Consider the following 25,936-nt stretch of genomic DNA (forward strand, 5'->3'; position numbering starts at 1 on the left):
GGACACATTGAATGAAAAAGGAGAAGCCTTCGCCTCTCCATGCCTATCATCTCTATTCTGTTCTATCGTAGCGCTCGCCTTCAACGCTGTAAATGACCCATTCAGCCACATTGGTAATATGATCTGCCATGCGTTCAAGATACTTGGCAATCAGCAGAAAATCAATACATTGCCGCACCGTACCCGGACGTTCTTTCATAATCATTTCCAACTCTTCGCGAATGCTCTTATAATAATTGTCCACGATATCGTCTTCTTTACAAATCCGCTTACCTTTATCAACATCAAGATCAATATAGCAGTCAATGGTAAGCTTCAACATCTCCTTGACCTGCTTAGACATTTTTGGTATGTCAATCAATGGTTTGACATACTCTTCTTTTGCCAAATGAAGGGTAAGTTTTGAAACATCAGAGCAGTGATCTGCAATGCGCTCCAAATCAGTAACAATTTTGAGAATGGATGTGATTTTTCGCAAATCTGAAGCCACCGGCTGCTGTCTGGCAATGACAGAAACACAATTGGATTCAATGAGCCTTTCCATATCGTCAAATCGATCGTCACCTTCGATCACCTGTTTTGCCATTTCCACATCCTGATTAATCAGTGCTTGGATGGTGTCATCAATACTTTTTTCTATTAATGTGCCCATTTTAATGATTTGTACGTGCAACGTCCTTAAATCATTATCTAATGCTGTCCTATATGACATTGGAAACATTACCTCCTAGTCTATTCTACACCGTCTGTTTCGCATCAACCGAAACGACCCGTAATATAATTTTCTGTCCGTTCATCTTTAGGATGGTTGAATATGTTTACCGTCTCATCGAATTCAATCACTTCTCCATTTAAGAAGAAGGCTGTATTGTCTGAAATTCTGCCGGCTTGCTGCATATTGTGCGTGACCATAATAATCGTATAATCTTTCTTTAATTCACCAGCCAGTTCTTCAATTTTCATCGTTGAGATCGGATCCAGTGCCGAAGTCGGTTCATCCATGAGCAGTACTTCCGGTTCCACAGCAAGCGCCCTAGCGATGCAAAGGCGCTGCTGCTGCCCGCCTGAAAGACCCAATGCATTCTTTTTCAGTCTGTCTTTTACTTCATCCCAAATTGCCGCCTGCCGTAAACTGCGCTCGACGATCTCATCCAGCTTTGAGCGCTGTTTAACACCATGCGTCCGAGGGCCATATGTGATATTATCATAAATACTCATTGGAAATGGATTAGGTTTTTGAAAGACCATCCCCACGCGTTTACGAAGTGTAATAATATCTTGCCTAGAAGCATAAATATCCTCACCGTCCAGCAACACCTCACCATTTATCGTTACACCGGGAATTAAATCGTTCATGCGGTTAAGCGTTTTGATAAAGGTCGATTTTCCGCAGCCAGACGGTCCGATAAAAGCGGTGATCTGGTGGCTTTTAATTGACATATTTATTTTATTGAGCGCTTGGAACTCGCCATAATACAGGTCTAAGTCCGACACCTTGAATTTGTAATTTTCCATTTTTTCACCTTATTGATTTCATTATTTTCGATTGTCGTGTATGCTTGTCTACATTATACTTGTCCTCAGATATTTTGACGACCTATTGATGCAACAACTATGATGCCATCCTACCGCGTTTTAACAAATTGACCACTTTGTTAGCCGTGAAATTAACCATGAGTACAATGGCGACGAGCACCACTGCTGTCGCATAAGCTTCGTCAAACGAAATGCCTTCACTGGCGAGAATATACATGTGCACAGAAAGCGTTCGCCCCGGATCAAAAATACCGCGAGGCATCCTCGGCACCATTCCTGCCGTTAAGAATACAGCCGCAGACTCACCGACAATACGTCCAATCGTCAGTATCGTCGCACTTAAGATCCCAGGAATTGCCGAAGGCAAAATAACTTTGAAGATGGTTCTGAACTTGGACGCCCCAAGTGCAAAACTTCCCTCCCGATATTCTCTCGGAACAGACTTAAGCGCTTCCTCAGTCGCTCGAATAATCGTCGGCAGCACCATAATGGTTACCGTCAACGCACCTGCTACGAGTGAACGCTGCAATCTAAGGATGACAACAAAGAAGATAAGACCAAATAGACCAAAGACAATTGACGGAATCGCTCCAAGGCTCTCTGTCGCAAAACGGATCACTTTGACAATTCTTCCCTGTTTTGCATACTCTGTCAAATAAATCGCTGCAAAAACCCCGATCGGTGTTGCCACGACGACACCGAGAAAAACGAGGTAAAGCGTACTGATAATAATCGGCAATATGCCATTGTAATCTGATGTTTGATCCGTACTTAAAAACCCCCATGAAATATGTGCAACTCCTTTAACGAGAATATACCCAATAATCCAGAGAAGTACGCCAACCGTTACAATTGTTGAAATATATATTAAACTCTTTAAGATTCTTTCTTTCATTTTCATAAATTGTCACCTTCCATTCTATTTCGCAACATTGCGGTGTACAAAGAAATAAGTGACAAGGTTTAAAATCATGATAAAGACAAACAGCACAACGCCCGTTCCGAATAGGGCATCAAAGTGCAGATCAACTGCATAGTTCATTTCCATTGCGATATTTGTCGTCATGGTTCGAATAGGATCTAAAACACTGCCGGGAACACGCGGGGTATTACCGGCGACGAGCATGACGGCCATGGTTTCACCAATCGCTCTGCCAACACCCAAAATGATTGCAGCGACGATCCCAGATCTCGCTGCCGGTATAAGCACGGTAAACACGGCATTAATATGTGAAGAGCCAAGTGCTAGAGCACCTTCTTTATACTCAACCGGCACGGCTCTTAGTGCTGCCTCTGATAAACTGATGATCGTTGGCAAAATCATAACACCTAATATAAAACTCGCTGTCAACAAACTATAACCCGCCCCGCCAAATACATCGGACACAAGCGGTACGATGACGACGAGACCAAAAAAACCGTAGAGCACTGACGGAATACCCGCTAAGAGCTCAACTGCCGGTCTGACAAATTTAGCGACATTTGGCGGCGCAATTTCCGCCAGATAAACCGCTGTAAAAATGCCGACGGGAACGCCAATGGCAATGGCGCCAATGGTTGCAAAGATCGATCCCGCGATCATTGGTAAAATTCCGAATAAGTTCGCAGATGGCTTCCATTTACTGCCCAATGTAAAATTCAGTAAGCCAATTTCGCTTATTGCCGGAAGACCTTTTATAAAAATAAATATTGTGATCGCCGCTACTGAAAAAACGGCAAACATTGCGCAAATAAAGAAGACGCGCTCGATGAGCCACTCAAATATGTCGCTCCATTTCATCTTTTTCATAGGTTTTAATACCCTTTGCTCTATTCGATCGTTTTCTAAAATCATCCTGATCAACATCCTATCTTTAAAATCATTAAGAGCGGCAAGCTGCACACGCTGCCTGCCGACTCTCATTTATTGACAGTCTTACTTATTTTACTGTGATATAACCATCTTCAACAATTGCTTGGCCCTCATCACTTAAGATAAAGTCGATAAACATTTGTGCACCTTCGGTTGTCTCTTGTGGTGTATTCATTAAGAAAGGTCTTGATACTGGGTAGTCACCAGCTTTAATCGTTTCTACTGATGGTGCGACACCGTCAATTTCGAGTGGTTTGACTGATTCGTCAACAACACCGAGTGAAAGATAACCAATCGCAGTTTCTTTTGAAGCCAGCGCTGCTTTTACACCGCCGTTGCCATTAAAGATCAGAGCAGTTTCTGAAACGAGGCTGCCGCTTTCATCTTCGAGTTTAAGAATTTCTTCAAAGGCACCTCTCGTACCTGAACCATCTTCTCTGCTGATCACGACGATTTCTTCATCATTGCCGCCGACATCTTTCCAGTTTGTGATTTCGCCTTTGAAGATGCCTTGAACTTGTTCTTTTGAAAGACTTGTTACAGGGTTGCTTGGATGTACTGAAACCGCAATCCCATCATATGCAATAACGTGTTCATTTAAGTTAAATTCTTTTTCGCTGTCTTTAAGGTTTCTTGAAGTATTGCCGATATCAGAAATGCCTTCAACAACATCCTTAACACCTTGTGATGAACCGCCGCCATTGACGTTAACGCGTACATTTGGATATTTTGCTTCGAATGCATCTGCTTCTTCCTGTGCCAATGGCAATACAGAAGTTGAACCAGAAACGTTTACAGTGATTTCTTCTGCCGCAGCAGGCTCGCTTGTTTCTGCCGGTGTTGTTTCAGCAGGAGTCGACTCACTTGATGCTGCAGGTGTTGATGTTGAAGCCGAAGCGTTTTCTGTTGATCCCCCACATGCTGTTAAAGCAAATACCATTAACAAGATCATGGCTAAAATGCCAGCTGATTTTAATGTCTTCATTTGTATGATGCCCTCCAATTTTTTTTCAAAATTAATTACAGTCATAATTTAACATGGCTATGTTATGCCGATATCAGTGTAAAGTTAATTCTATGTAAAGTCACATATTTAGCACTAGAACATATCGTTTTCAAAGTTGTATCATACCCAATGCTTAAATCATGCAATTAAAAAAGCACGACGGATCGATTGATCGCATCGTGCTTTCCTATAAACGGCGCTTTAAGGCACCTAACTTCTATTATTGTTCACTATCTTTTGGAAAGAGAATTTCAAAAGTCGTTCCGGCATTGACATTGCTTGTTACACTGATTTTGCCTTTATACAGCAATACAATGTGTTTCACAATGGAAAGGCCCAGTCCCGTACCGCCTTGATTTCGACTTCTGCCTTTATCAACGCGGTAAAACCGCTCAAAGAGCCTCGTTAAATGTTCTTCCGGAATACCAATCCCAGTGTCGCTGACTGTAATCTTAATCCAATTGCCGGTACTGGTAATTTTAATATTGACCTCTCCCACTTCCGTGTATTTAAGCGCATTGTCGACAAGGTTAATCATCATTTGCTTCACCCTGTCACGGTTTCCCAGCATCGTCATTGGGCCATCTTTCTCAGCAGACAATCCAATGCTTTTCTGTTCGGCCTTTAAACTGAGCATATCGACAACTTCATCAATGACTTCACACACTTCAACGCGTTCTTTATCGTAGTCTTTATCCATGCGCTCAATCTCTGAGAGAATCAAAATATCATTGATCAATCGGTAAAGCCGATCCGATTCGATATCGATGATATCAAGAAACCTGAGTGCCGTTCCTTCATCACCGATAGCGCCGTTTTTGAGTGTATCTACAAAACCTTTAATCGATGTCAACGGCGTCTTTAACTCATGCGACACGTTGGAAACGAAATCTGAACGCATTTGTTCGAGTTTGCGTATCTGGGTCACATCTTGGAGCACCACGATACTGCCGATAATGTCTTTTTCATTGGTAATAATCGGATTAATATAAATTCGCAAAATCTTATCAAGATGAATATATGAGAGTTCCTTCACTTGCGATATACCGCTCTCAATGGCATCCTCCACCATTTCAGCCAACTCATCATTTCGAATAATCTTGTACATCGATTCATTTTCAACGATATAGTCAGAAGGCAAGTTCAATATTTCAAAACAGATGGGATTAATCATCAAAATATTCTTATCCGCATCGATGGCAATAATCCCATTGATCATACTGTTGAGAATTGCCTCAAGTTCAACATTGCGCTGTTTAAGACTGGTCATGGAAACAGCAAGATTAACACTCATATGATTGAAAGAATTTGTCAATTCACCAATTTGATCACTGGTATGCGTGTAAATTTTTTTTCCGTAATTGCCGGCACTGATGTCTTTGGCTGCTTTTGTCAGTTCATCAATGGGACCCGTAATACGTCTGCTCATGAACCACGCAATAATCATTGCCAAAATGATTGCAATCGCCGTAGAGAGCATGGTATAGCGTTTGATGGTATCGTTGATTTCATTCAGCTCAAAGAGCGGTTTTGAAATACGGATAATATAGTGTGTTCCTTTAAGTGTCACGGGAATTGCCGTGTAGAGGTATTCCGTCTTGAGGGTGCTAGAATAACGAACCGAACTGGCTAATGTGCCAGTTGAAAGTGCCGTACGCACTTCTTCTCGATTGATGTGATTGTCCATATTCGCCGGATTTTCTTCGGAGTCGGCCTGTACGACGCCGCTGCCATTAATGATGGTGACGCGCACGTCCAGCATATCTTTGACGCCGTAAGCAAACTCTTTAAAACTCGTCTCATCCAAATCAATATCCAACAGATGTTCTTTGACGAGGCCTATTTCATTCTCAAGCTGCGCCTCATACTGCGTCACCAATTGATCCTTTAACGCATTGTTTATGACGACGCTGAGCGGAACGACGATGACGAGCACTAATACGGCGTAGGATAACAGCAGTTTTCTTCGCATATTCGCAATCTCCTTATCGTCTTTGTCCTATTGTTTAAACTTATAGCCAATACCGCGAACGGTTAAAATAAGTTCCGGGTTTTTATCATCTTTTTCGATTTTTTTGCGTAACTGTCGAATATGAACATCAACGGTTCGCGTTTCGCCTATATAGTCATAGCCCCAGATGGATTCGAGCAATTCATCTCTTGTAAAAACACGCCCCGGCGTTTTCATGAGTTTTTCAAGGAGTTCAAATTCTTTCAGCGTCAAAAAGATCTCATTGCCGTCTTTAAATATTTGATGGGTTTCTAAATTGATCGTCAATCCTTCTTGATCGATAATATTGGAAACCTGTGTTTCAACTTTGCGCGCTTCACTTCTACGAATAATCGCCTTCACTCTCGAAATGAGTTCACGTGTTCTAAACGGCTTCCCGACATAATCATCAGCACCCATTTCAAGGCCAATGACTGCGTCAATTTCTTCGTTCTTCGCTGTCAGCATCATGACGGGTAGTGATGCTTTATCTGATTGTCTGATCTTTCGGAGCACTTCAATGCCATCAATTCCCGGCAGCATCAAATCCAATAATATACAATCCAATGTCTGTGTTTCAATAATTTTTAATGCCTGTTCACCGGTTTCTGCCTCGACGACTTCATAGCCATTGCTTTCAAGATTATAACGCAGTAACTCCAGAATATGAATTTCATCATCGACAATTAATACTTTATATTTGTTCATTGGTATCCACCTTTTTCGATATTTGTAATTAATTTTGAAAGGTGAGGAAATTGCATTATTCAACTTTTAATCTTTTTAACACAATATGCATCTCTTCTGCAAGATGAAACTTCAACATACGGTGTAAAAGTTCAACGAAAAGACTATTATGCAATTTCCTTAGATAGCTAATCGCTTTTATTGTATATTATTTCGTTCCCCTATGACAACAGAAAACCTTAATTATTCGCTAAATACCCTCTAAAATATGCGAGACATCATGTTCTTTATCGCTTTTCCACCATATAAACATCCGCTATGAGCTGGTTCAGTCGTTATTAGCAGCATGTCAAAGGTCCTTGAAAGCCTCTCTTAATGAACCCTTGATACGACGTTTAGCGGTTTCACGGCTTATGGCATTAATATTTGACGTTTATTTAAACGACTTTTCACTCATCTTCCGCTATAATAGAGATACTAAGTAATTGCATCATACGTCCGAATATACGTGCTTTAAGGCGCTGAGGTCGCGGCGTAAATAAATCGGCAAGGACAACCCCGGAGGCATCATGTCTTTTTTAGGCTACAAAGATAATCGCGAATTCTATACGCTTCTTTTTAATACAGCAATTCCCATTGCCGTTCAAAATGCCATTTCGTCCTCTTTGAATCTCGTGGACAATGTCATGATCGGTCAATTGGGTGCAACGAGTATTGCCGCAGTCGGTTTGGCGAATCAGCTGTTTTTCTTGATGACACTCATTCTCTTCGGCACTTACAGCGGTGTCAGCATTTTCATTTCGCAGTACTGGGGCAACAAAAATTACGACCGCCTCAGAGATGTCATGGTCGTTGCACTAACCATCGGCTTAATTGTCTCAGCACTGTTCTTCATTATTGCTTTTGCACTGCCAGTACAATTCTTGACGCTGATCTCCGGTGATACCGACCTCATTGCCGTTGGCGCACCGTATTTGCGCATTGTCAGCTTCAGTTACCTTTTGACCGCCGTCAGTTTTGCCTTTGGCTTTTCAACGCGCGGCATTGGCCATGCCAAATTGCCGATGAAGGCAAGTGTCATCTCGCTCCTCATCAATACCGGCCTTAATGCCCTCCTGATCTTTGGCCTCTTTGGCTTTCCGGTTCTCGGTGTACGCGGCGCTGCCATTGCAACACTCATTGCGCGGATCATTGAGTGCATCATCATCCTAAACGGCATTTACCGCGGTATTCCATATTTATCCGTGACACTGTCCGACTTTTTTAAAGCAAAGCGCTCAACCTTTCAGCACATTTTAAAAACAGCACTTCCCGTCATTGTCAATGAAGGTTTCTGGGCGCTTGGCATGACGACATACGCCTATGTATATGCCCATATGGGGACAATGGAAATGGCTTCTATTCAAATATCCAATATGATCAACAGTCTTTTTTTCGTCATCAGTATGGGACTCGGCAACGCCGCAATGGTGATGCTCGGCAACAAACTCGGCGCCGGCGAAATCGACGATGCAATCCGCTTTAATCATAAGTTTTTGGCACTTTCTGCTATCTGCGGTATTTTCGTTGCCATTATCGTATTTACGCTGTCGCCGTTTGCAATCCCAAGGCTTTTTAATTTGACGGCCGCCGGTTACACGGCGACGATTAAAACGCTGAGAGTCCTTGCCTTTTTGACCCCATTTCGCTTTTACAATACTATCGTCGTCATTGGCACGCTTCGCAGCGGCGGCGACACCGTTTATTCTATGATCCTCGAACTTTCCTGCGTTTGGCTGATCGGTGTTCCCATTGCCTTTTTCTGCGGCTTTTATTTAAAGCTTCCCGTTTATTATGTCGCCGGCTTTATTGGCGTTGAGGAAATAGCCAAAGCATTGCTGGGGCTGCCGCGCGTCAAATCCAACAAGTGGGCAAAACGCCTTATTCAAACTTAAATTCACCAAGTCAGAACACATTGAACGGCAACGCGATCGCTCTCACAGATATCTGCCAGAAGCGCGTTGCCGTTTTCATGTGCAAAATGATCTGTCTCGCCGTTCATTTCCGTATTTGCCTGCTGTTCCGGCGCTGCGTAAAGCGATAAAACCACATCAGCACCTTTAAAAACTTCTTGTCTATAGTGAATTTGGATCCCGTTCGGTTGACGCGCTGCCTTTAACCTCTCGGGAATAGCATTCATCAACCAATGAAAATAGGCGCCGTTGTTAACATGTCCATTGACGTCAATATCATTATAACCTACTTGATGATGACAAATGATCGGTTCGACATCCGGTTGCTGCGTTTTTTGCAGCTTTTGCGGTTTGACCGCATCTTTTGCAACGCCAAAGACATCGTAAATCTCAGGTGGAATATTAGCTTGTTTGCGAATTGACAAGCTCATGTATGCCCATTTGCTCATCGCCGTTGCCATGCAGCGCCCCAACTCATCTACGATTGTATAACGCCTATAGGCGATGAATTTCCGAAAATAGATCGGTTCGGTCGTCACGGTTACAAACTGTGCGCGTTCGGGATAAAAGTGCACTTTGACATCCCATTCGACGATCACCCAAAAGCCATCCGCATCGTCCACGCCGCTTTCCGTTAATGCGTGCCAATAATGACGCGTTGAAATGTCTTGTAGAAAGTTTATAATTGTTATGGCCCTTAAACGGTGATTCTCATCAAAATCAACGGTGTTGATTTCATACTTTTTTACATATTCTTTGCCCATAAAATGCTTCTGCCTCCTGTAAATACAGTTCTATTACCCATTATAGCACAATTGTCGAAATCACGAACCCATTCAATCTAACCTATAGACAAACTACACAAATATGTCTGACACAGCAAGACATATTCCATTTTCTGTCATTGCGTCAATACGCCAACTATGATATATTTTTTTGGAATTAAATCACGCTACTGTTCGTCAGTATGCAGCACTTTTTAATTTAGTCCTGTGAGGCTGAAAAGAGAAGATGATAGTCTTCTCCCAATTTTGAAATCAATTAAGGGAGGTTTTTTTATGTCTACAAACACGATGGTCGGCACTACCGAAACGCTAAAAGATTACAAAAGCTTTGTTTTGGGACTTCAGCACTTAATCGCCATGTTTGGCGCAACCGTACTCGTTCCCATTCTAACCGGTTTTAATCCATCCGTCGCACTCTTTGCCGCAGGTTGCGGTACACTTATTTTTCATTTCTGTACAGATTTCAAAGTTCCCGTATTCCTCGGTTCTTCATTCGCATTTATTCCATTGATCTTACAAGTTAAAGAAATGTACGCAGGTGATCTGGCTTATGCCCAAGGCGGTATTATTGTATCCGGATTTATTTATGTCCTGCTGTCATTTGTGGTTAAAACCATTGGTGCTGATAAGATTAAGGCATTTCTTCCACCGAGAGTCGTCGGACCTATGATTATCGTCATCGGCCTCAATCTCGTGCCAACTGCCGTTGACATGGTTAAGGCAAATTTTATGATTGCAGCTATTACACTTGCAACAGCACTGGGCATTAACTTCTTTGGTAAAGGCTTTTTAAAACAACTGGCCATCCTTATTGGTGTCGTAACCGGTTACATTATTTCACTGTCGCTGGGTCAAGTAGATACAAGTGTAATCACATCAGCTTCCTTGGTATCGCTTCCCGCTTTTTCACTGCCAAAATTCTCTGTTGAAGCGATTTTTGTCATTGCACCCGTCGTCTTAGCCGTTTTTATGGAACATATTGGCGACATTACGACGAATGGTACAGTCGTCGGCAAAAACTTTGTTCAGGATCCCGGTTTGCATCGAACGTTGCTGGGTGATGGTCTTGCGACAATGTTTGCCGGTTTTATCGGAGGCCCTGCTAACACCACTTATGGTGAAAATACAGGGGTTCTTGCGATTACGAAAAACTACAACCCTGTCATTTTAAGAATTGCAGCTGTCTTCGCCATTGTACTCAGCCTTATCGGCAAACTTGGCGGCGTGCTCAATTCTATTCCGACAGCAGTCATGGGCGGCATCAGCTTGATGCTTTTTTCCATGATCGCCTTGATTGGCTTTAAGACGATCAAAGATAATGCTGTTCAAATGAATGCTAAAAATATTTTAATCATGGCTGTTATTATCTTTATTGGACTTTCGCCGACATATCTGCCTGCAGCAGCAGTTTCACTGCCTATTCCAGGCACATTCGTTTCGCTTTCAGGTTTGAGCCTTGCAGCATTATGCGGTGTAATCCTGAATGCCATCATCGGCAACCGATAAAAACATTGCACCAAAATATCATGAAGCATATAGAAAACCGATTGTACCGGATGCAGCCATCTGGACAATCGGTTTTTTTACATGCTTTTTTTGTTGTGGCCGATGGCGGAATCCTATAAAATAGTATTGTAAAAATATCCAGAGGAGGTATTTATGGCTAGAATTATTATATTGACAGCATCAACCGGCGGTGGCCATGATAAAGCGGCAGACAATCTCAGAATTCTGCTCACTGAAAGTGGTCACATTGTACAAGTCTCACAATTTATGCGCGAGATCAACCGCCCGCTTAATTATGTTGTCGTGAATTCCTATAAACAAATGTCGCTGCGTTCGCCCAGTACCTTTGGCCGGCTCTACAATCTCAGCAATCGCCGTCTCGTCAACAAACGTTTCTCAAACGTATTGAACATCGTCGGCAAATCGAAACTCCTTGCGCATATTGAAGTGTACAAACCGGACCTGATTATCGGTACACACCTTTTGGCCAGCAACATTATCTGTACACTGAAAGCACAAAACAAGATTCGCGTCCCTTATTTGTCCGTAGTCACGGACTTTTTTCCGCATTTGAGCTACATCAATCCATTTGTCAACGCCTATATCGTCGGTGCAGAGCTAACGCGCAACGTCCTTATTCAAAACGGCATCAAAAGCCGTATCATTTACAATTACGGTATGCCGCTGACGCCAAACTTCTATGCCATCAAACCACAGCCGATTGAACCGTTCACACTGCTCATAATGAGCGGCAGCATCGGCTTAAATTTCATTGATGATATTTTAGATTATCTCAGCAAAAGCTATTTGCCACTCAAGTGTATCGTCGTTTGCGGCAATAATAAGCATCTTCTTAAAAATCTTGAGAAACAGTATGCGGATGATATCAAATCCGGACATTTTGAACTGTATGGTTTTGTGGACAAAGTCGATCTTTTAATGGATCGTGCACATGTTATCGTCACGAAGCCAGGTGGGCTGACCACCAGTGAAGCGATTGCTAAAGAACTGCCGCTGCTCATTCCATTTGCCATGCCGGGGCAAGAAGAAGAAAATACTGAGTTTTTGCTCAGTGCCGGCGCGGCGCTCCGAATCCGAAATGGTGAAAACCTGATGTTCATTTTAAATCAAATACACGAAGACGACCGTTTCTTTAAACTGTTGAAGCAAAATGTCACAGCCCTTAAACGCACTTATGATATCAATGCAACACTCAGACTGATTGATGCCATGTCATTAGGCGAATATGGAAATTTTTAACTTTTCAAACATAAGTATATATGATATAATAGTGTCGTGAGTTTAGTATGGCTAATACTATAACCCTTAAAACTAAATAAAGGAGGTATAAATGTCCTGGAAAGACAGCTTAAAGTCTAACATCCACTCTGTCGATTCGCTTCGTGATTTTTTGCCGATGTCTGAAGAAGAAGTACTGTCCTATCGGAAAATCGCGAAGAAGTTTCCCATTTCGTCCACGCAATATTATCTCAATCTGATTGACATTGACGACCCGCATGATCCCATTCGAAAGATGGCCATCCCGACTATCAGCGAATTCGATATGGACGGTACGTTCGATACCAGCGGCGAATCGCAGAACACGAAAATGAAGGGGCTTCAACACAAGTACGAACAAACGGCACTGCTCTTATCTACCAACAAATGCGCTATGTATTGCAGACACTGCTTCCGAAAACGTCTCGTCGGAACGTCAAGCAACGAGACACTCTCTTTTATCAAGGACGCCGTCAGCTACATCCAATCTCATGAAACCATCAATAACGTCCTCATCACCGGCGGCGACGCCTTTCTTCTCGAAACCGATCTTATCGAAAGCTATTTAAAGGAACTCACGGAAATTCCACATTTGGATTTTATCCGGTTCGGTACGCGTACACCGGTCGTATTCCCGGAGCGTATCACTTCAGACCTTAAACTTCTGGAACTGCTCAAAAAGTATTCCGAAAAAAAACGCATTTACGTCGTAACACAATTCAATCATCCGAAAGAGTTAACTGACGAAGCAATTGGCGCTGTCAGCAAACTCTTGGAGCACAATGTGATCGTCAACAATCAGACGGTACTGCTCAAAGGTGTCAATGACCATCCAAAAACATTGTCTGATCTGCAAAACAGACTTGTCAAGCATGGCATTGTCCCTTATTACATTTTCCAATGTCGTCCTGTTAAAGGTGTAAAAAATCAGTTTCAAGTACCACTTGATCAAGCGTTTGATATCGTTAAGAACGCTCGAAAACTCATGAACGGACACAGTAAGCGCCTCAAATTCTGTATGAGCCACGAGACCGGCAAAATAGAAATTATAGGACGCTATCAGTCTGAAATGCTCTTTAAATACCATCAATCCAAGTATCCGGAAAATCACGGCCGCATTTTTTCTGTTGATTTGAAACCAAATCAGGCATGGCTAGAATCGGACGATATTCAATCGTAATAGAAGCATCAAAGATTTAAAAGGTCAGGCTTTTTTAGCCTGACCTTTTTTTTAGGTATTCACATGTGTAAAATAGAGTTCAATCTCATCATTAAAGTTATCCAGCACTTCGAGTACTGATGCATTAATGACATAACCATTGTCCTTAATTGCATTGACGTATTTACTGACAATTGCCGCCGTCACAGACGTTTCATGAGCGTCTGCGAAGAATTGATATGTTTTTAGACGCTCGTCATCCTCACTAAGTTTACCCAATGTCCGAAGTTCAATTGGAATAAAATCATACAAATACGTTTTGTACAGCTCGTAAACGGTAGGTGCCGTTTGACCGCCTGCATATGCCTTAAGATGCGTTTCAATGCTGAGCAGTCGGTCGATCAAATCTTCCTGACTCAAACTGCTTCCTATCATATAATCATTCAATTCATGCGCTTTTAATGCTATGTAGCTGGATGCTTCTCTGCTGACGTAGGGTGAGACACGGTCAAAATCCTCATAGTTGACCACAGGATAAATGAGCCCGTTAAACGGTACAAAAGTAAAGCCATGATCGCAGATATCTTGAATCTCATCTTTCTTTTCGCCGTGATAGCAACCGATGTCAAATCCGATCTCGCTGTTGTTATAGCAGTTTGCCAAGGCATCCTGAATCTCAGAATCCAATACCACTGTCTCAACAAAATCGAGCTGAGCCTTTGTTGCAACACTTTCAAATTCAAAGAATGCTCGTGTTGCAGCATCTATATTCAGTTTATCAACATCTCTGAAAAATGCGTCATACCGTGTCGATAAATCCATCGGCATTGTCACTTCATGTGTTGCTTTGTCAATAAACGTCACATGATTATCATTCGGTGTCTCTGAACATGCAGTGAGCAACAGCAGTACGGCAATTCCTGGGCAAATCCGTTTTAATATGCCAATTTTCATGTTACCTCCAAGCGCTGCCTGCGAATAGCGCCGCAAATTTCGGCCACCGCCTCATCAATAGCGTCATCTGGCAGCCCACTGTAAGACAATACTGCAATTTTACGCCCTTCAAACAAGCCGGCGTCTTCAAGCCTAATTCCAATTGCCTGCATCTTTTTAGCAGCTGTTGTTACATCGATGACTGGATCAAATGACAGGACGACATGCAGTCCCGATGTCTTGCCAATGACGTGAAACAAATCACTGCCTTTCATTTTTAAAGCTTCTAAAATGAGTTGATTTTTTTTCGCATAAGCTTTTTTAATTTTTCGAATATGTCGGTCAAAATAACCTTCGCGCATAAAATGAGCCAGTGTCAATTGCTCAACTTTTGAAACGGTCTGTGAATACCTCGTCTTTATTTTAACATATTTTGTCAACAAATCTTCCGGTAATATCATAAAACTTATTCGCAGAGACGGCATGAGCAATTTTGAAAAGGCCCCGACGTGCACAACTTGCTTGCCTCGATTTAATCCCTGTAAAGATGGGATCGGTACCCCTTCGTAACGAAGCACACTATCATAGTCATCTTCAATAATATAGGCATCATTTTCACTTGCCCATTTCAGCAGTTTCATGCGATTGTTAATTGGCATAATAGAACCCGTTGGGTATTGATGTGCAGGTGATACATAAACAACACGGGCAGAGCTCTTTGCCAAAGCCTCAATATTGATGCCCTGCGCTTTGACTGGGATCTTAACCGTTTCATACCCATAATCTTCAAAAATCGTCGCACCTTTTAAAAAACCCGGATATTCAAAGGCAATTGCCGGTCGTTCCGGTTTTAAAAGCGCTGACAACAGCATAAATAGTGTCTGGACACCTGCCCCAACAATAATTTGATCCGGCGTACATACGACACCACGCATTTCATGTACAAACTTTGCAATCGCTGCACGAAGACTGTATTCACCCTGTCGATCACCGTAATGGATCAGTTCATCCTGTTCATAATCCATCACCTTCGTCAGCATTTTTCGCCATGCATTGAAATTGAATAAGTGAGGCTCAACACCATCTGTCGCCGCGAATCTTCGAATGCGGGAAGCGTCTTCCGCCCTTGGCTGTTGCGTCCCTTCTGGACAATACGTATAAGGTCTAACACTTTCCTTGACTGTGAGCATTGGAAAGCGCTCCATTCTTAAAACATAATAGCCGCTCTTCGGGCGCGATTCGATATACCCTTCAACCACGAGCTGCGCATATGCACCCTCAACAGTCGACTTACTAACCCCAAGCGCTTCAGATACCGAACGAATAGAAGGCAGTTTTTCGCCTTCAACCAGCTGTCCCGTGTGCACTTCATCCTTGATATGTTCATAGAGCTGAATGTATTTTGGCTGATCACTCTGTTGATCAAATTGAATAACAAATCCCAACATCGCTTTTGTCTCCTTGTCTTTATTAACCGCTCCAAATCTGACCCGATAGTTTTCCTTGTATCTGACACTTTTTAAAGGGACAATTTTATATTATAGTATACTAGAAATCGCGATCCATCAACTGTTTTAGGAGGCAACATGCAAAAAAATGTAAAATTATTGACATACACTGCTTTAATGACGGCTTTTGTCTTTGTAACAACAAGCATCGTAAAAATACCCGTGCCCTTTACCAATGGCTATATCCACGCCGGAGACATGAGTATTTTTGTCGGGGCCATTCTATTGGGTCCTACCTACGGCGCCATTTTAGCGGGATTAGGTTCTGCAATGGCCGATTTTTTTGGCGGCTACGCCCAGTGGGTTTTGCCGACACTTATCGTCAAGGCGATAATGGGCTACTTCGTTGGCGCACTGGCACACAGCCGTCTGAAGGGAAAGTCACTGTCAGCCATCCTCATCCTCTTCTGGTTTGCTGCGATGATCGGGTTATCGCATTTTGTATCGCAGACCCCCGTTGAAACCATTGCCGGTGCCGTTGAAGACGTCAGCGACGCAACAGCGGCTGCAGCACTCGCCGTCGACTTTCATCGACAAATCGTCGTTATCGGTGTACTCGTCCCAGCCATTGCAATCATTATGGCAGTCTTATCCAAACATTTCGCTGTCAAGCCAGCCGAAATTATCGGCATAATGCTTGGCGGCATTTGGATGGTCATCGGTTACTATTTTGCCGCTGGAATCATGTATGGCAGTATGATTGCCGCCATTTTCAGCATTCCCTGGAATATTATTCAATTTATAGGTGGCGGCGCCTTGGCCTTTATCATTTTAAATGCACTCAAGCCGACGGGTATCCGAGCTCATATCGATCATGAACTTAAAAAATAGGCGTACGTTTCATCAACTTTAAGGAAACTTTAACAATTCTCTAACGCCCCTGCTAATATAGACTTGTTATGATAGGATAAAGTTCCATATTTAGCGTAAAAGGAGGCGTTTTTTGATGAAAAAAGTCGCAATCATCTTTACAGCGGCAACGGGCGGGGGCCATAACCAAGCGGCAAACGCGCTTAAAAATCGATTAGAATATCAGGGAATTGAGGTTCATATCGTCAACTTGTTTAAATCATGTCCTAAAATTGTCGAGGTACTTGTTGAAAACGGCTATACGCTCATGGCCAACCACTTTTCGAAATTATACGGACAACTCTACTATATGAGTCATCGACAAACGATTAATAAAAATATGAAAAAGCTGCTCATCAAACTAATGCGCAAACATATGAAGGAACAAATCGATATCTATCAGCCAGATCTGCTTATTTCGACACACCCATTTTTTGTTAACTTGATGGCATCACTGAAAGTCTCAGGTGAAACAAATGCCAAATGCATTTCTGTTATTACAGATTTGGGCGTACACCGATTTTATCTGCATCCAGCAATTGATGCCTATATAACGGGATCACAGCACACCAATCAACAGCTACAGCGCTTTGGCATCCGTACCGATCGCATCTTTGACTTTGGCATCCCCGTAAAAGATGCCTTTTACACAGCGACAGTTTCACCCCCTTCGGACCCCAAACCGTTTACAGCACTAGTCATGGGCGGCAGTATGGGCAGTACAAAATTGATAAAGGTTTTAAATGGAATCAAGATGGTACGCAAACCGATGCACGTTCATGTTGTCTGCGGCAGCAATGACCGCTTAAGACAATATCTCAATGCACATGGTCAATATATGCCCGAAAATATCACCATGACCGTTCATGGCTTTGTCAATAACGTCGATGAACTGATGACTGACGCCGACGTACTTATCAGCAAACCCGGCGGGCTAACTGCAACGGAAGCTCTCTGTAAGAAGCTGCCAATGATTATCCCCTTTTACATTGATGGACAAGAAGCTGAAAATGCCGAAATTCTAGCAGCACTTGGTGCTGCCGTTCACATAAAGCAAACCTCAAAGCTCGCAGATCACCTTGAAGCAATGATGTATGAACCCGCTATTCTCGAAAAGATGCGTTTTCAAATGGCACAGATCTCCGCCAATTATTCACTTGAAAAAACAGGTTTGCTCTTTCACAGTCTCATGGCGTCATAATCATGCTCAATTTTATATAATCTTCCGCCGTAGGCCATTCGTTATCGCACATCTCTTAATGGTGACATTACTGTCATCATTTTATTTTTTTGTAAATTGAAACGACCGCCGTCATTAACAATAAAGTCTTCACACTTAGCACATCTCAATGTGTATAACGTGTAAAACATTTCCGTATCTTATTGCCGCAGTTTCGCTTCCCCATGCATGAGGCGTCAATTGTGAATGCGTCTTTTTTTTGGTATGATGAACAAAAGGAAGTGAATACCATGCAGCATATACTCATCGCTGAGGACGATCAAAAAATCACACGTGTTCTCGAACTTCAATTAAAATACGCAGGCTACCACACTGTAGCTGTATCCGACGGCAAAGCTGCCGTCTCCTATGCACTGGCACACGACTGTGATCTTATTCTCATGGACGTCATGATGCCTGAGCTCGACGGGATCACCGCAGCCAAACATATCAAATCAATTAAGCCGCGTCAGGCGATTATCATATTGACGGCAAAAGACGATCTCGACGATATCATCACCGGCCTTGATGCAGGTGCAGATGACTATGTCACCAAACCCTTCATTTTTGATGAGCTGCTGGCGCGCATTCGCGCAAATATCCGAAAATATGCACCACTGCAATCAGAAGAAATTCACGAACAAATTATTTACGATGACCTCGTCATAGATCCGTTAACCTTTGAAGTTAGCCGCGATCATCAAGCCATCGAATTATCCAAAACGGAATTCGACTTGCTGCGCTATTTGGTTATCAATCGCGAAATCGTTCTGACGCGCGAACAAATTCTCGATCAAGTATGGGGATTTGACTATTATGGCAGCCCCAATATCGTTGATGTCTATATTAAATACCTGCGTGATAAAATAGACAGGCCATTTGAGCGAAAGCTGATTCAAACAGTGAGAGGACGTGGCTATGTCATCAAATAAACACTTTTTTAAAATACCTCTTCAAAAAATACGAAAACCCTTTAAGCTCACAACGCGAATCACCATGTCCAATGTGATTTTTTTCACTTTGGTCATTGCGCTGATTACTGTCTTTGTGTTCTTTTTAACACAGCAGTTTCTCTTTCTAAAAAACCGGGATGAACTCTACGTCAAACGCGATCAAATCGACACCTATTTCGCCGATCACGAAGCGGCACTCAAAGAGACTCATCCCGATGAACGACTGGAACGCATTTATCGCGATCTTCAGGAACTATATCTGTTTGACCATTATAAATATATTGCCTTTATCTACAACACGGAGGATGAGAGCTCCTACGCTTTTGAAAAGAATTATTACGACCGTTTATTTCTTTCAAATTTCAACATCGTTACCAACGATCTGACATTTTCCTATGCTTTTGAGAACCGTGCCGATCAGGCCTGGATGACATTCAACATCAGCGAACCCAACGGAGACGGCGATAGTCAAAAAGTAGCCACTGCTTTTATTCCGCTTCCCACCAAAAACGATGATAGCGCTATCAATCAAATCTCCTTCCTCGGAGACACCATTTTGGAGACGACGTTGATGGTTTCCTTTGATGACGGCAAACCCATCTACTTAACCCTTTTCTTGTTTCCCCAATATGATCGCGCTTTTATTCTGATTCTACTGTCAGCGCTCATCGTCTCTTCGCTCATCGGCATTTTGCTTATTGGCATCTTTGGCCGCTATATCACGAGACGAGCCCTTCAACCGCTGGTAAATGTCTCATCACGTGCAGAAAATATTCATTTTGAAAACATCCATGATCGTATTCCGCAAACAGGTGCTGAAGATGAACTCGACAGTTTGATTAAAAGCTTAAACGGCATGCTGGATAATCTAGAGGATTCATTTGACAATCAACGGCGTTTTATTTCAGATGCCTCCCATGAGCTGCGCATTCCACTGACCGTTATATTGGGATACATGGATTTACTGAACAAAACTAATTACCAAGATGAAGCACTGATGGTAGAAAGCCTTCAATCCGTAGAAAGCGAAGCGCGGGGCATGCAGTATCTCGTTGAAAAACTATTGTTATTAGCACGTGCGGACAGTCATCGGATTCCCGTTTCACCATCGTCATTTGATCTCTGCAGACTCTTTGAACAGCTTAAGATCGATGCCGAAATGCTTTATGGTGAAACCGTTTTTGAAATCTTTTGTTCACCTGAATTAAATGTTTATGCAGATTACGATTTGCTTTTACAGGCACTGCGAGCACTCATTGACAACGCGATAAAATACGGCAACTCTGAACGCGGCATCACTGTCAGTGCGCGACTTGAAGCCAATACGATTGCCATTACAGTTCGGGACTATGGTGCCGGCATTCCTGCCGATGCCCTACAGCATTTAACTGAGCGGTTTTACCGTGTCGGCATAGATCGCAACCGCAACACAGGGGGCTTTGGCCTAGGATTATCCATTGTTAAAGCACTGATTGACTGTCAAAGTGGCCAATTGCAAATAGAAAGCACAGTCGGTAAGGGAACCGCTGTGCTCATCATGTTGCCGGTTGATTAGGCAACACATCTATTTTAACCATCTCAAGGCGCTTCGCTTGGTTTCGCTCGTTTCACAAGGGATGTGATCAGCGAAAACGCACCACAGAAAATGAGGCTGAAGTAATAGCTGACTAAACGCCACAGTACCATGAGTGTCGAAGCCAGATTGCCCGACATCACATTTCCCATCAGTGCAACAAAACCAAACTCCGATACACCCACGGTTCCCGGAACGGGAATGAAACTAATACACATATAGAGTACCGCCTGGATCGTCAGCATTTGTAAAAAGTGAATCCCTGGAATTCCCATCGCCTTGCTGAGAAAGTACGGCATACTGAAAAATGCCGTTAGCTGAATCAGTGAAAGGAGAAAGAGCGTTGCCGTCTCACGGTAATCGCTTGTGAGTCTCGCCATACCCGTTTGATAATCGTCGACAAACTGGCGCGTGCGGGTTTTCAACTTTTGCATTCGCGTTTTAGACCTTTGGAACTTTCGAATACTCCAATCAATGGGCCCAAAGAGAACTTGCGGTTTAAACGCGCTAAACGCAATAATCGCAAGTCCAATCAAATTGATGACAAGGCCTGTAATGACAAATGGTCTCGACGCAATTGGCGTTGCTTGAAAAGAACGTATAAACAGGAAGAGCGCATAAAGCGTTACTGTAATCTGAAAAATTAAAAACTTGGACATCAATACTGCCGTTCCCTCAGACGTCGAGAGCTTATGCTGTTTTAGAATATAGAGCTGTACCGGTTGTCCACCGCTGGCAAAAGGTGTGATGTTCGCATAATACTGACCAACCAGCGTCGTCTTAAGTGCAATCCACGGGAGCCGACGCCTTTCTATTTTTAGATTGACGCGATGAATAAGCCAGCCCATCATCAGTGCTTCTAGTCCCCAAAAGAGAAAGAGTAATCCTATTGAGAAAAATAAGTAACGCCACATCATGCCTGACAATAATGATTTTAACGTTTCGATATCAATCGCATTTCGCATAACGTACCAAGTGATACCAATTAAGACGAGAACGATCAACAAATCGCGCATATCTTTTTTGGTGATGACCTTTTCATTCATAATGTCACCTATGCCAGCAACGCACTGATAATCGCGTTTTGATCAAATTCTTTCTTTAAAGAATACATATTGTTTCGAAATTGATAGAGTTTCAAATCATCATCCAGTATTTCTTTTAAAATACGTATAAAGTGATCAGGTGCCTCAACAATGACGCCAATCTCTCTTGATTTAATAAAGGCAATATTAGCACTCTCCTGCCCCACCGCTGTGTCCTGTACGAGCAGCGGCAATTCAGTGTTAATGGCCTCAAAGAGCGTCACGCCGCCGGGCTTCGTATAAATAAGATCCGCTTCTGCCATTAGGGTTGCAATGTCCTCAACGTAACCCAGAATGGTAATATTTGAAAAATGAAAGTGTTTTAAGCTATCATACAGTGATGTATCAGTACCCGTTACAATGGTAAAATGTGCTTCATCAATCATTGAAAGCTGCTCCAGAAAGGACTGGTCAAATTTTATCTTGCCCATGGCACTGGACATGATGAGAATATTCTTTTTCATCGTGAACCTCGACTTCGGCTGTCCGACTTTAAAAGCCTTTCGAACCGGTATCCCCGTGACACTAATCCGATAGCTCGGAATGCCTTTTAAACGCAATCGGTCTCTGACTTCCTGTGTGGGTACAAAATACCGATCTGTGTCTTCATGAACCCATTCCCAGCTGTCAACAACATCTGTGATAACCGTTATCAGCGGAATATCGCTTTCGTGCTGCTGTTTAAATCTGGACATGAACCCCGATGTCATTGGAAAGGTGCTGATGACAATTTGAGGATTTGTCGTTTGAATATAATAGTTAAACTTTTTCTGATAGCCTTTATAGATAAGACCGTCAATTAGATTATGCTTGGCACTGCTTTTATAATAATAGAAAAAATTATAAAGTTCTTCAAATTCTCTTGTCAGAACGTTATACCCTTTTTGAAGTGCGAGTTTTAAACTGGGGTTTATAATTTCAAAGAGATCGACAATTTCAATGCTATACCCTAAATATGCTGCGGCGATTTCATCTTTGATGGCCTTCGATACGGCTTGATGACCCATGCCAAAGGTTGCTGTTAAAATCAGTACTTTTTTGTTTTCCATGGTCTAGCCTCCTTACCTTATAGCATAATTGCCACAAATTAGAAGCACGTCAACTCTACATTAAAATTGAATTAAAAAACCATAAACAAATTTTAGCGATAGATGAAGCGCAATATGTGATACAACTACCGAACCAGATCTGCACGTTCAAACTGCCTTATCGCAAGCATCGACAAAGCAATCAGCCCCATACACAAAATAGCGCTCACACCACCTGATGCAGGCTTTTCAAGATCAAAGTAACCAAACGTGGACAACCATTTGATCCAATTCGTACTCGGCATCATTTGCGAAACATTATTGAGGAAGTACATGACGAAAACACCGCCAACCGCCAAGTGCATCGCACTGTCACGCCATTTGACAAGCGTTGCCAATAAAAATCCCAGTGTTGCATTAAGCCAAACCGTCAAAATCATCAAACCGTGCCGTTTTAGAAAGTCTTTGACACTGTACGGTGCAAAGAGTTTTGCCGCTGTCACTTTCCCCGATAACAAATAATCCACGTCACCGACAATACCTTTGGACAGCATCAAGTTTAAGAAAAATTCAGGGGACATTTCAAAAAAGGACGACAGCGACTGCGCCGGATCAAAAAAGGCATCGTGCATGGTTAAATAGGAAGCTTTCTCTGATTGAATGCCTTCAACAAATTCGTCAAGCGATACATTTTCTAATTGAAAAGCTTCAAAGTATGGTTCTGGATTAGCGAGCATTTTATCAAAGAGCATCAGCGGGTCCTCTAAATCATCGCCAATGAGGCTTAAAATGCGATTCACATCAATACCCGCTTCATCGAGCTCCGCTCCTGAAGTATTGAATTGAGCCATTATCAATCCTTGCGTAAATGTTTGAAAATCGTCTTCTGTCAGTGCCATCATCGGTACAATTGCCGCTTGTTCTGCGATGATGGATGCCTTTAACGCCGGTGTTAAAGCATCCTGTTGCAAAACCGCATTCGATTCAGAACCATAAATGGCAAGGGCAATCAGACCGCTGCCACCAACGACCACTGCATAGAAAGACAGTGCCGTCATCAGTGCACTCCATTTGATAAGCCATAGTTTCCGGCGGCTTACCGGCAGCGACAATACAAATTCATAGGTCCCTTCAATCTGCTCTGCTGCAATGGCCTTTGCACCGTAAAAGCCAAAGATAACAGAACCAATCAGCGTTACCCACATGGTACAGTAAGTGGTATAAAAACCAATAAGTGATGTCATGGCACCGACATTAAGATTAAAAATCTTAAACACCTGCTGCATGGCACCCGTTTCAAAAAAAGTACTTAGAGTCGCCATGTAATCGCTAATCGCCGGATAAAATGACATACTGAAAACGATCATAAGGGCTGTTATGATACTGACAAGACCTACTGATTTAGCGTATTTCCAGCATTCAAAACGGTATAGGCTTCCCATTATATGCCTCCTATCTCAGCAGCTTCATCTGCCGAATCATGGTAATAATGCATAAAGATCGATTCGAGACTCGGTTCCGTTACCGTGAAGTCCTTCGGATTGATCGACGTCATTAATGCAGTCAGCTTTGACGGCAAGCCATGCCAATCCATCTGGATCACATTGCGGTCAATCCGGACGCGGCTTGCTTCACCGCTTTGCTCGACCATTGCAGCACATGCTGTCACACGATCCTCGTGACATTTCAACATGACCCGTTTAAGGCGTTTTTGCCGAAAGTGCTCAATTGCCTCATTGGCAATGACACTTCCCGATTTAACAATGGCGACTTTGTCACATAATCGTTCGACTTCACTCAATATATGTGAAGAATATAAAATCGTTGTCCCCGCAGTATGGCGTTCTTTGAGCAGTTCAAAAAAAGTTTCCTGAACAAGCGGATCAAGACCGCCAGTCGGTTCATCCAAAATAAGAACCGGCGGCTCATGCAGCATGCTAAGTACAATGCCCGCTTTTTTTTGATTGCCGAACGAAAGTGCACCGAAAGGACGCTGTACATCAAGCGACAACCGCTTTGACAATGTTTTCGCCGTCTGCTCGGCATGCTTTTCGAAAGCCGCAGCCGCTGCCTTTCCCTGTACCGACGCAATGGCATCACGTCTGATGGCAATGGCAAGCGCTATGTGAACCTGCGTGCTGAGTTTGCGATAAAGTCTTATTTCAGAAGGCAAATAGCCAACACTGGCTTTAATTGACGCCATTGCTTTTTTATCATCGAACCCCAAAATCGAAAACGTGCCGGAATCCGGGGTAAGCAATCCCATCAGGCATCTGATCGTCGTCGATTTACCAGCGCCATTTGGCCCTATAAACCCTTGAAACTGTCCTGTTCCAACCTTTAGTGACAACTGTTCCACACCGGTGATCTCACCATATTTTTTTGTAAGCTCCCTGACTTCAATACTCATAATGCCTCCAATATTTCAACGAGCACTGCGTGAATCAAATGATCGTAGTAACGTGCGACATCAATTTCTATCACAGGATTTAATACCGCAAGATAAAACAGGCTTCTCAACAGTTCAACTGCGATCTCCGGTGAAACGCGAAGCTTGACATCTTCACCTATGATTGCCCATAGAAAAGCCACATCGACTTCGAACATGGCAGACTTTTCATCTTCTGTTCGGGTATTTGATAAAATATCAATCCCTTTTGCTGCAATGAGCTGTCGGATAAAATCATCTTCTCGAATAATCATCAACATATCTGACAAACATTTTCGAAGTCGACCAACACCATCTTCAATCGCTGCGATCTCCTTAAGGATTTGCGCTTGCATAACTTCTTCATAAGCCATAGTGCAGGCGACAAAAAGTGCTTCTTTTGTATCAAAAAATCTATAAAATGTACCTTTGCCAATGCCAACAGCTTTGGCTATCGCCTCAATTTTGACGCGCTCATAAGGCATTTCAGAAAAAAAGCGTATCCCAGCTTCTATCAGCGCACCTCTAAGTTTCTCTCTTTCTGCTTCTTCAAATGCTTTTCCCAATGAGTAACCCTCCTTCACGATCTTACACTGACGTGTACACACC

Annotated in this window: 23 protein-coding genes; 8 read left to right on the forward strand and 15 right to left on the reverse strand. The window is 42.8% G+C overall.

Annotation, left to right across the window (positions count from 1 at the left end; translation table 11 throughout):
• Positions 1–52 precede the first annotated feature (52 nt).
• From phoU to KHM83_RS07005, 7 genes are all read right to left on the reverse strand, one after another.
• Entirely contained in the window at positions 53–712 is a 660-nt protein-coding gene (gene phoU, locus KHM83_RS06975) for a phosphate signaling complex protein PhoU (RefSeq protein ID WP_213236276.1), read from the reverse strand.
• Between the two features lie 44 nt (positions 713–756).
• Entirely contained in the window at positions 757–1,515 is a 759-nt protein-coding gene (gene pstB / locus KHM83_RS06980; protein ID WP_213236277.1) for a phosphate ABC transporter ATP-binding protein PstB, read from the reverse strand.
• A gap of 97 nt (positions 1,516–1,612) precedes the next feature.
• Positions 1,613–2,437 carry a phosphate ABC transporter permease PstA gene (pstA, locus tag KHM83_RS06985; RefSeq protein WP_246542937.1) on the reverse strand — a complete coding sequence of 275 codons (825 nt, stop codon included), beginning with the start codon at positions 2,435–2,437 and terminating at the stop codon, positions 1,613–1,615.
• An 18-nt stretch (positions 2,438–2,455) separates the two neighbouring features.
• The gene (gene pstC, locus KHM83_RS06990; protein WP_213236371.1) at positions 2,456–3,325 is read right to left on the reverse strand and encodes a phosphate ABC transporter permease subunit PstC; all 870 of its coding nucleotides are present in this window, start codon (positions 3,323–3,325) and stop codon (positions 2,456–2,458) included.
• A 130-nt stretch (positions 3,326–3,455) separates the two neighbouring features.
• The gene (locus KHM83_RS06995) at positions 3,456–4,373 is read right to left on the reverse strand and encodes a phosphate ABC transporter substrate-binding protein (protein ID WP_213236278.1); all 918 of its coding nucleotides are present in this window, start codon (positions 4,371–4,373) and stop codon (positions 3,456–3,458) included.
• Between the two features lie 241 nt (positions 4,374–4,614).
• The gene (pnpS, locus tag KHM83_RS07000) at positions 4,615–6,366 is read right to left on the reverse strand and encodes a two-component system histidine kinase PnpS (protein ID WP_213236279.1); all 1,752 of its coding nucleotides are present in this window, start codon (positions 6,364–6,366) and stop codon (positions 4,615–4,617) included.
• Between the two features lie 27 nt (positions 6,367–6,393).
• Positions 6,394–7,092 carry a response regulator transcription factor gene (locus tag KHM83_RS07005; protein ID WP_213236280.1) on the reverse strand — a complete coding sequence of 233 codons (699 nt, stop codon included), beginning with the start codon at positions 7,090–7,092 and terminating at the stop codon, positions 6,394–6,396.
• A 548-nt stretch (positions 7,093–7,640) separates the two neighbouring features.
• Between KHM83_RS07005 and KHM83_RS07010 the strand changes: the two genes are divergently transcribed.
• Positions 7,641–9,005, forward strand: coding sequence for an MATE family efflux transporter (locus KHM83_RS07010; RefSeq protein WP_213236281.1), 1,365 nt, complete (start codon positions 7,641–7,643; stop codon positions 9,003–9,005).
• A gap of 2 nt (positions 9,006–9,007) precedes the next feature.
• Here KHM83_RS07010 and KHM83_RS07015 read toward each other — a convergent pair whose 3' ends face one another.
• Positions 9,008–9,787 carry an acyl-[acyl-carrier-protein] thioesterase gene (locus KHM83_RS07015; RefSeq protein WP_213236282.1) on the reverse strand — a complete coding sequence of 260 codons (780 nt, stop codon included), beginning with the start codon at positions 9,785–9,787 and terminating at the stop codon, positions 9,008–9,010.
• A 294-nt stretch (positions 9,788–10,081) separates the two neighbouring features.
• Between KHM83_RS07015 and KHM83_RS07020 the strand changes: the two genes are divergently transcribed.
• The 3 genes from KHM83_RS07020 (at position 10,082) to KHM83_RS07030 (ending at position 13,772) form a co-directional block, all read left to right on the forward strand.
• Entirely contained in the window at positions 10,082–11,314 is a 1,233-nt protein-coding gene (locus KHM83_RS07020; RefSeq protein WP_213236283.1) for a uracil-xanthine permease family protein, read from the forward strand.
• A 153-nt stretch (positions 11,315–11,467) separates the two neighbouring features.
• Positions 11,468–12,574 (forward strand): MGDG synthase family glycosyltransferase, encoded by a 1,107-nt coding sequence (locus tag KHM83_RS07025; protein ID WP_213236284.1) that lies wholly within the window; start codon positions 11,468–11,470, stop codon positions 12,572–12,574.
• Positions 12,575–12,665: 91 nt separating this feature from the next.
• A complete protein-coding gene (locus KHM83_RS07030) occupies positions 12,666–13,772 on the forward strand; it encodes a KamA family radical SAM protein (protein WP_213236285.1) in 1,107 nt (368 codons plus the stop codon).
• A 51-nt stretch (positions 13,773–13,823) separates the two neighbouring features.
• Here KHM83_RS07030 and KHM83_RS07035 read toward each other — a convergent pair whose 3' ends face one another.
• Together KHM83_RS07035 and pdxR are read right to left on the reverse strand one after the other, a co-directional pair.
• On the reverse strand, positions 13,824–14,705 hold the full coding sequence (locus KHM83_RS07035) for a hypothetical protein (RefSeq protein WP_213236286.1): 882 nt from the start codon (positions 14,703–14,705) through the stop codon (positions 13,824–13,826).
• Positions 14,702–16,132, reverse strand: coding sequence for a MocR-like pyridoxine biosynthesis transcription factor PdxR (pdxR, locus tag KHM83_RS07040; RefSeq protein ID WP_213236287.1), 1,431 nt, complete (start codon positions 16,130–16,132; stop codon positions 14,702–14,704). Before pdxR ends, KHM83_RS07035 begins: the two co-directional genes overlap by 4 nt.
• A gap of 138 nt (positions 16,133–16,270) precedes the next feature.
• Here pdxR and KHM83_RS07045 point away from each other — a divergent pair, with 138 nt between their 5' ends.
• From KHM83_RS07045 to KHM83_RS07060, 4 genes are all read left to right on the forward strand, one after another.
• Entirely contained in the window at positions 16,271–17,023 is a 753-nt protein-coding gene (locus KHM83_RS07045; protein WP_213236288.1) for an ECF transporter S component, read from the forward strand.
• A 115-nt stretch (positions 17,024–17,138) separates the two neighbouring features.
• Positions 17,139–18,242 (forward strand): MGDG synthase family glycosyltransferase, encoded by a 1,104-nt coding sequence (locus KHM83_RS07050; protein ID WP_213236289.1) that lies wholly within the window; start codon positions 17,139–17,141, stop codon positions 18,240–18,242.
• A gap of 221 nt (positions 18,243–18,463) precedes the next feature.
• Positions 18,464–19,192 carry a response regulator transcription factor gene (locus tag KHM83_RS07055; protein WP_343213125.1) on the forward strand — a complete coding sequence of 243 codons (729 nt, stop codon included), beginning with the start codon at positions 18,464–18,466 and terminating at the stop codon, positions 19,190–19,192.
• Entirely contained in the window at positions 19,179–20,768 is a 1,590-nt protein-coding gene (locus tag KHM83_RS07060) for a sensor histidine kinase (protein WP_213236290.1), read from the forward strand. The genes KHM83_RS07055 and KHM83_RS07060 overlap by 14 nt, the downstream gene beginning before the upstream one ends.
• A gap of 23 nt (positions 20,769–20,791) precedes the next feature.
• Here the strand turns inward: KHM83_RS07060 and KHM83_RS07065 are convergent, their stop codons facing one another.
• The 5 genes from KHM83_RS07065 to KHM83_RS07085 all read right to left on the reverse strand — a co-directional run bounded on the left by KHM83_RS07065 (position 20,792) and on the right by KHM83_RS07085 (position 25,893).
• Entirely contained in the window at positions 20,792–21,832 is a 1,041-nt protein-coding gene (locus tag KHM83_RS07065; RefSeq protein WP_213236291.1) for a lysylphosphatidylglycerol synthase transmembrane domain-containing protein, read from the reverse strand.
• An 8-nt stretch (positions 21,833–21,840) separates the two neighbouring features.
• Entirely contained in the window at positions 21,841–22,920 is a 1,080-nt protein-coding gene (locus KHM83_RS07070) for an MGDG synthase family glycosyltransferase (RefSeq protein WP_213236292.1), read from the reverse strand.
• 125 nt (positions 22,921–23,045) lie between these two features.
• Positions 23,046–24,341, reverse strand: coding sequence for an ABC transporter permease subunit (locus KHM83_RS07075; protein ID WP_213236293.1), 1,296 nt, complete (start codon positions 24,339–24,341; stop codon positions 23,046–23,048).
• A complete protein-coding gene (locus tag KHM83_RS07080) occupies positions 24,341–25,309 on the reverse strand; it encodes an ABC transporter ATP-binding protein (RefSeq protein WP_213236294.1) in 969 nt (322 codons plus the stop codon). Before KHM83_RS07080 ends, KHM83_RS07075 begins: the two co-directional genes overlap by 1 nt.
• Complete coding sequence (locus KHM83_RS07085; protein WP_213236295.1) at positions 25,306–25,893, reverse strand: TetR/AcrR family transcriptional regulator; 588 nt, start codon at positions 25,891–25,893, stop codon at positions 25,306–25,308. Before KHM83_RS07085 ends, KHM83_RS07080 begins: the two co-directional genes overlap by 4 nt.
• Positions 25,894–25,936 lie beyond the last annotated feature (43 nt).

It is taken from the genome of Fusibacter paucivorans, assembly GCF_018390735.1.
Classification (GTDB): Bacteria; Bacillota; Clostridia; order Peptostreptococcales; family Acidaminobacteraceae; genus Fusibacter; species Fusibacter paucivorans.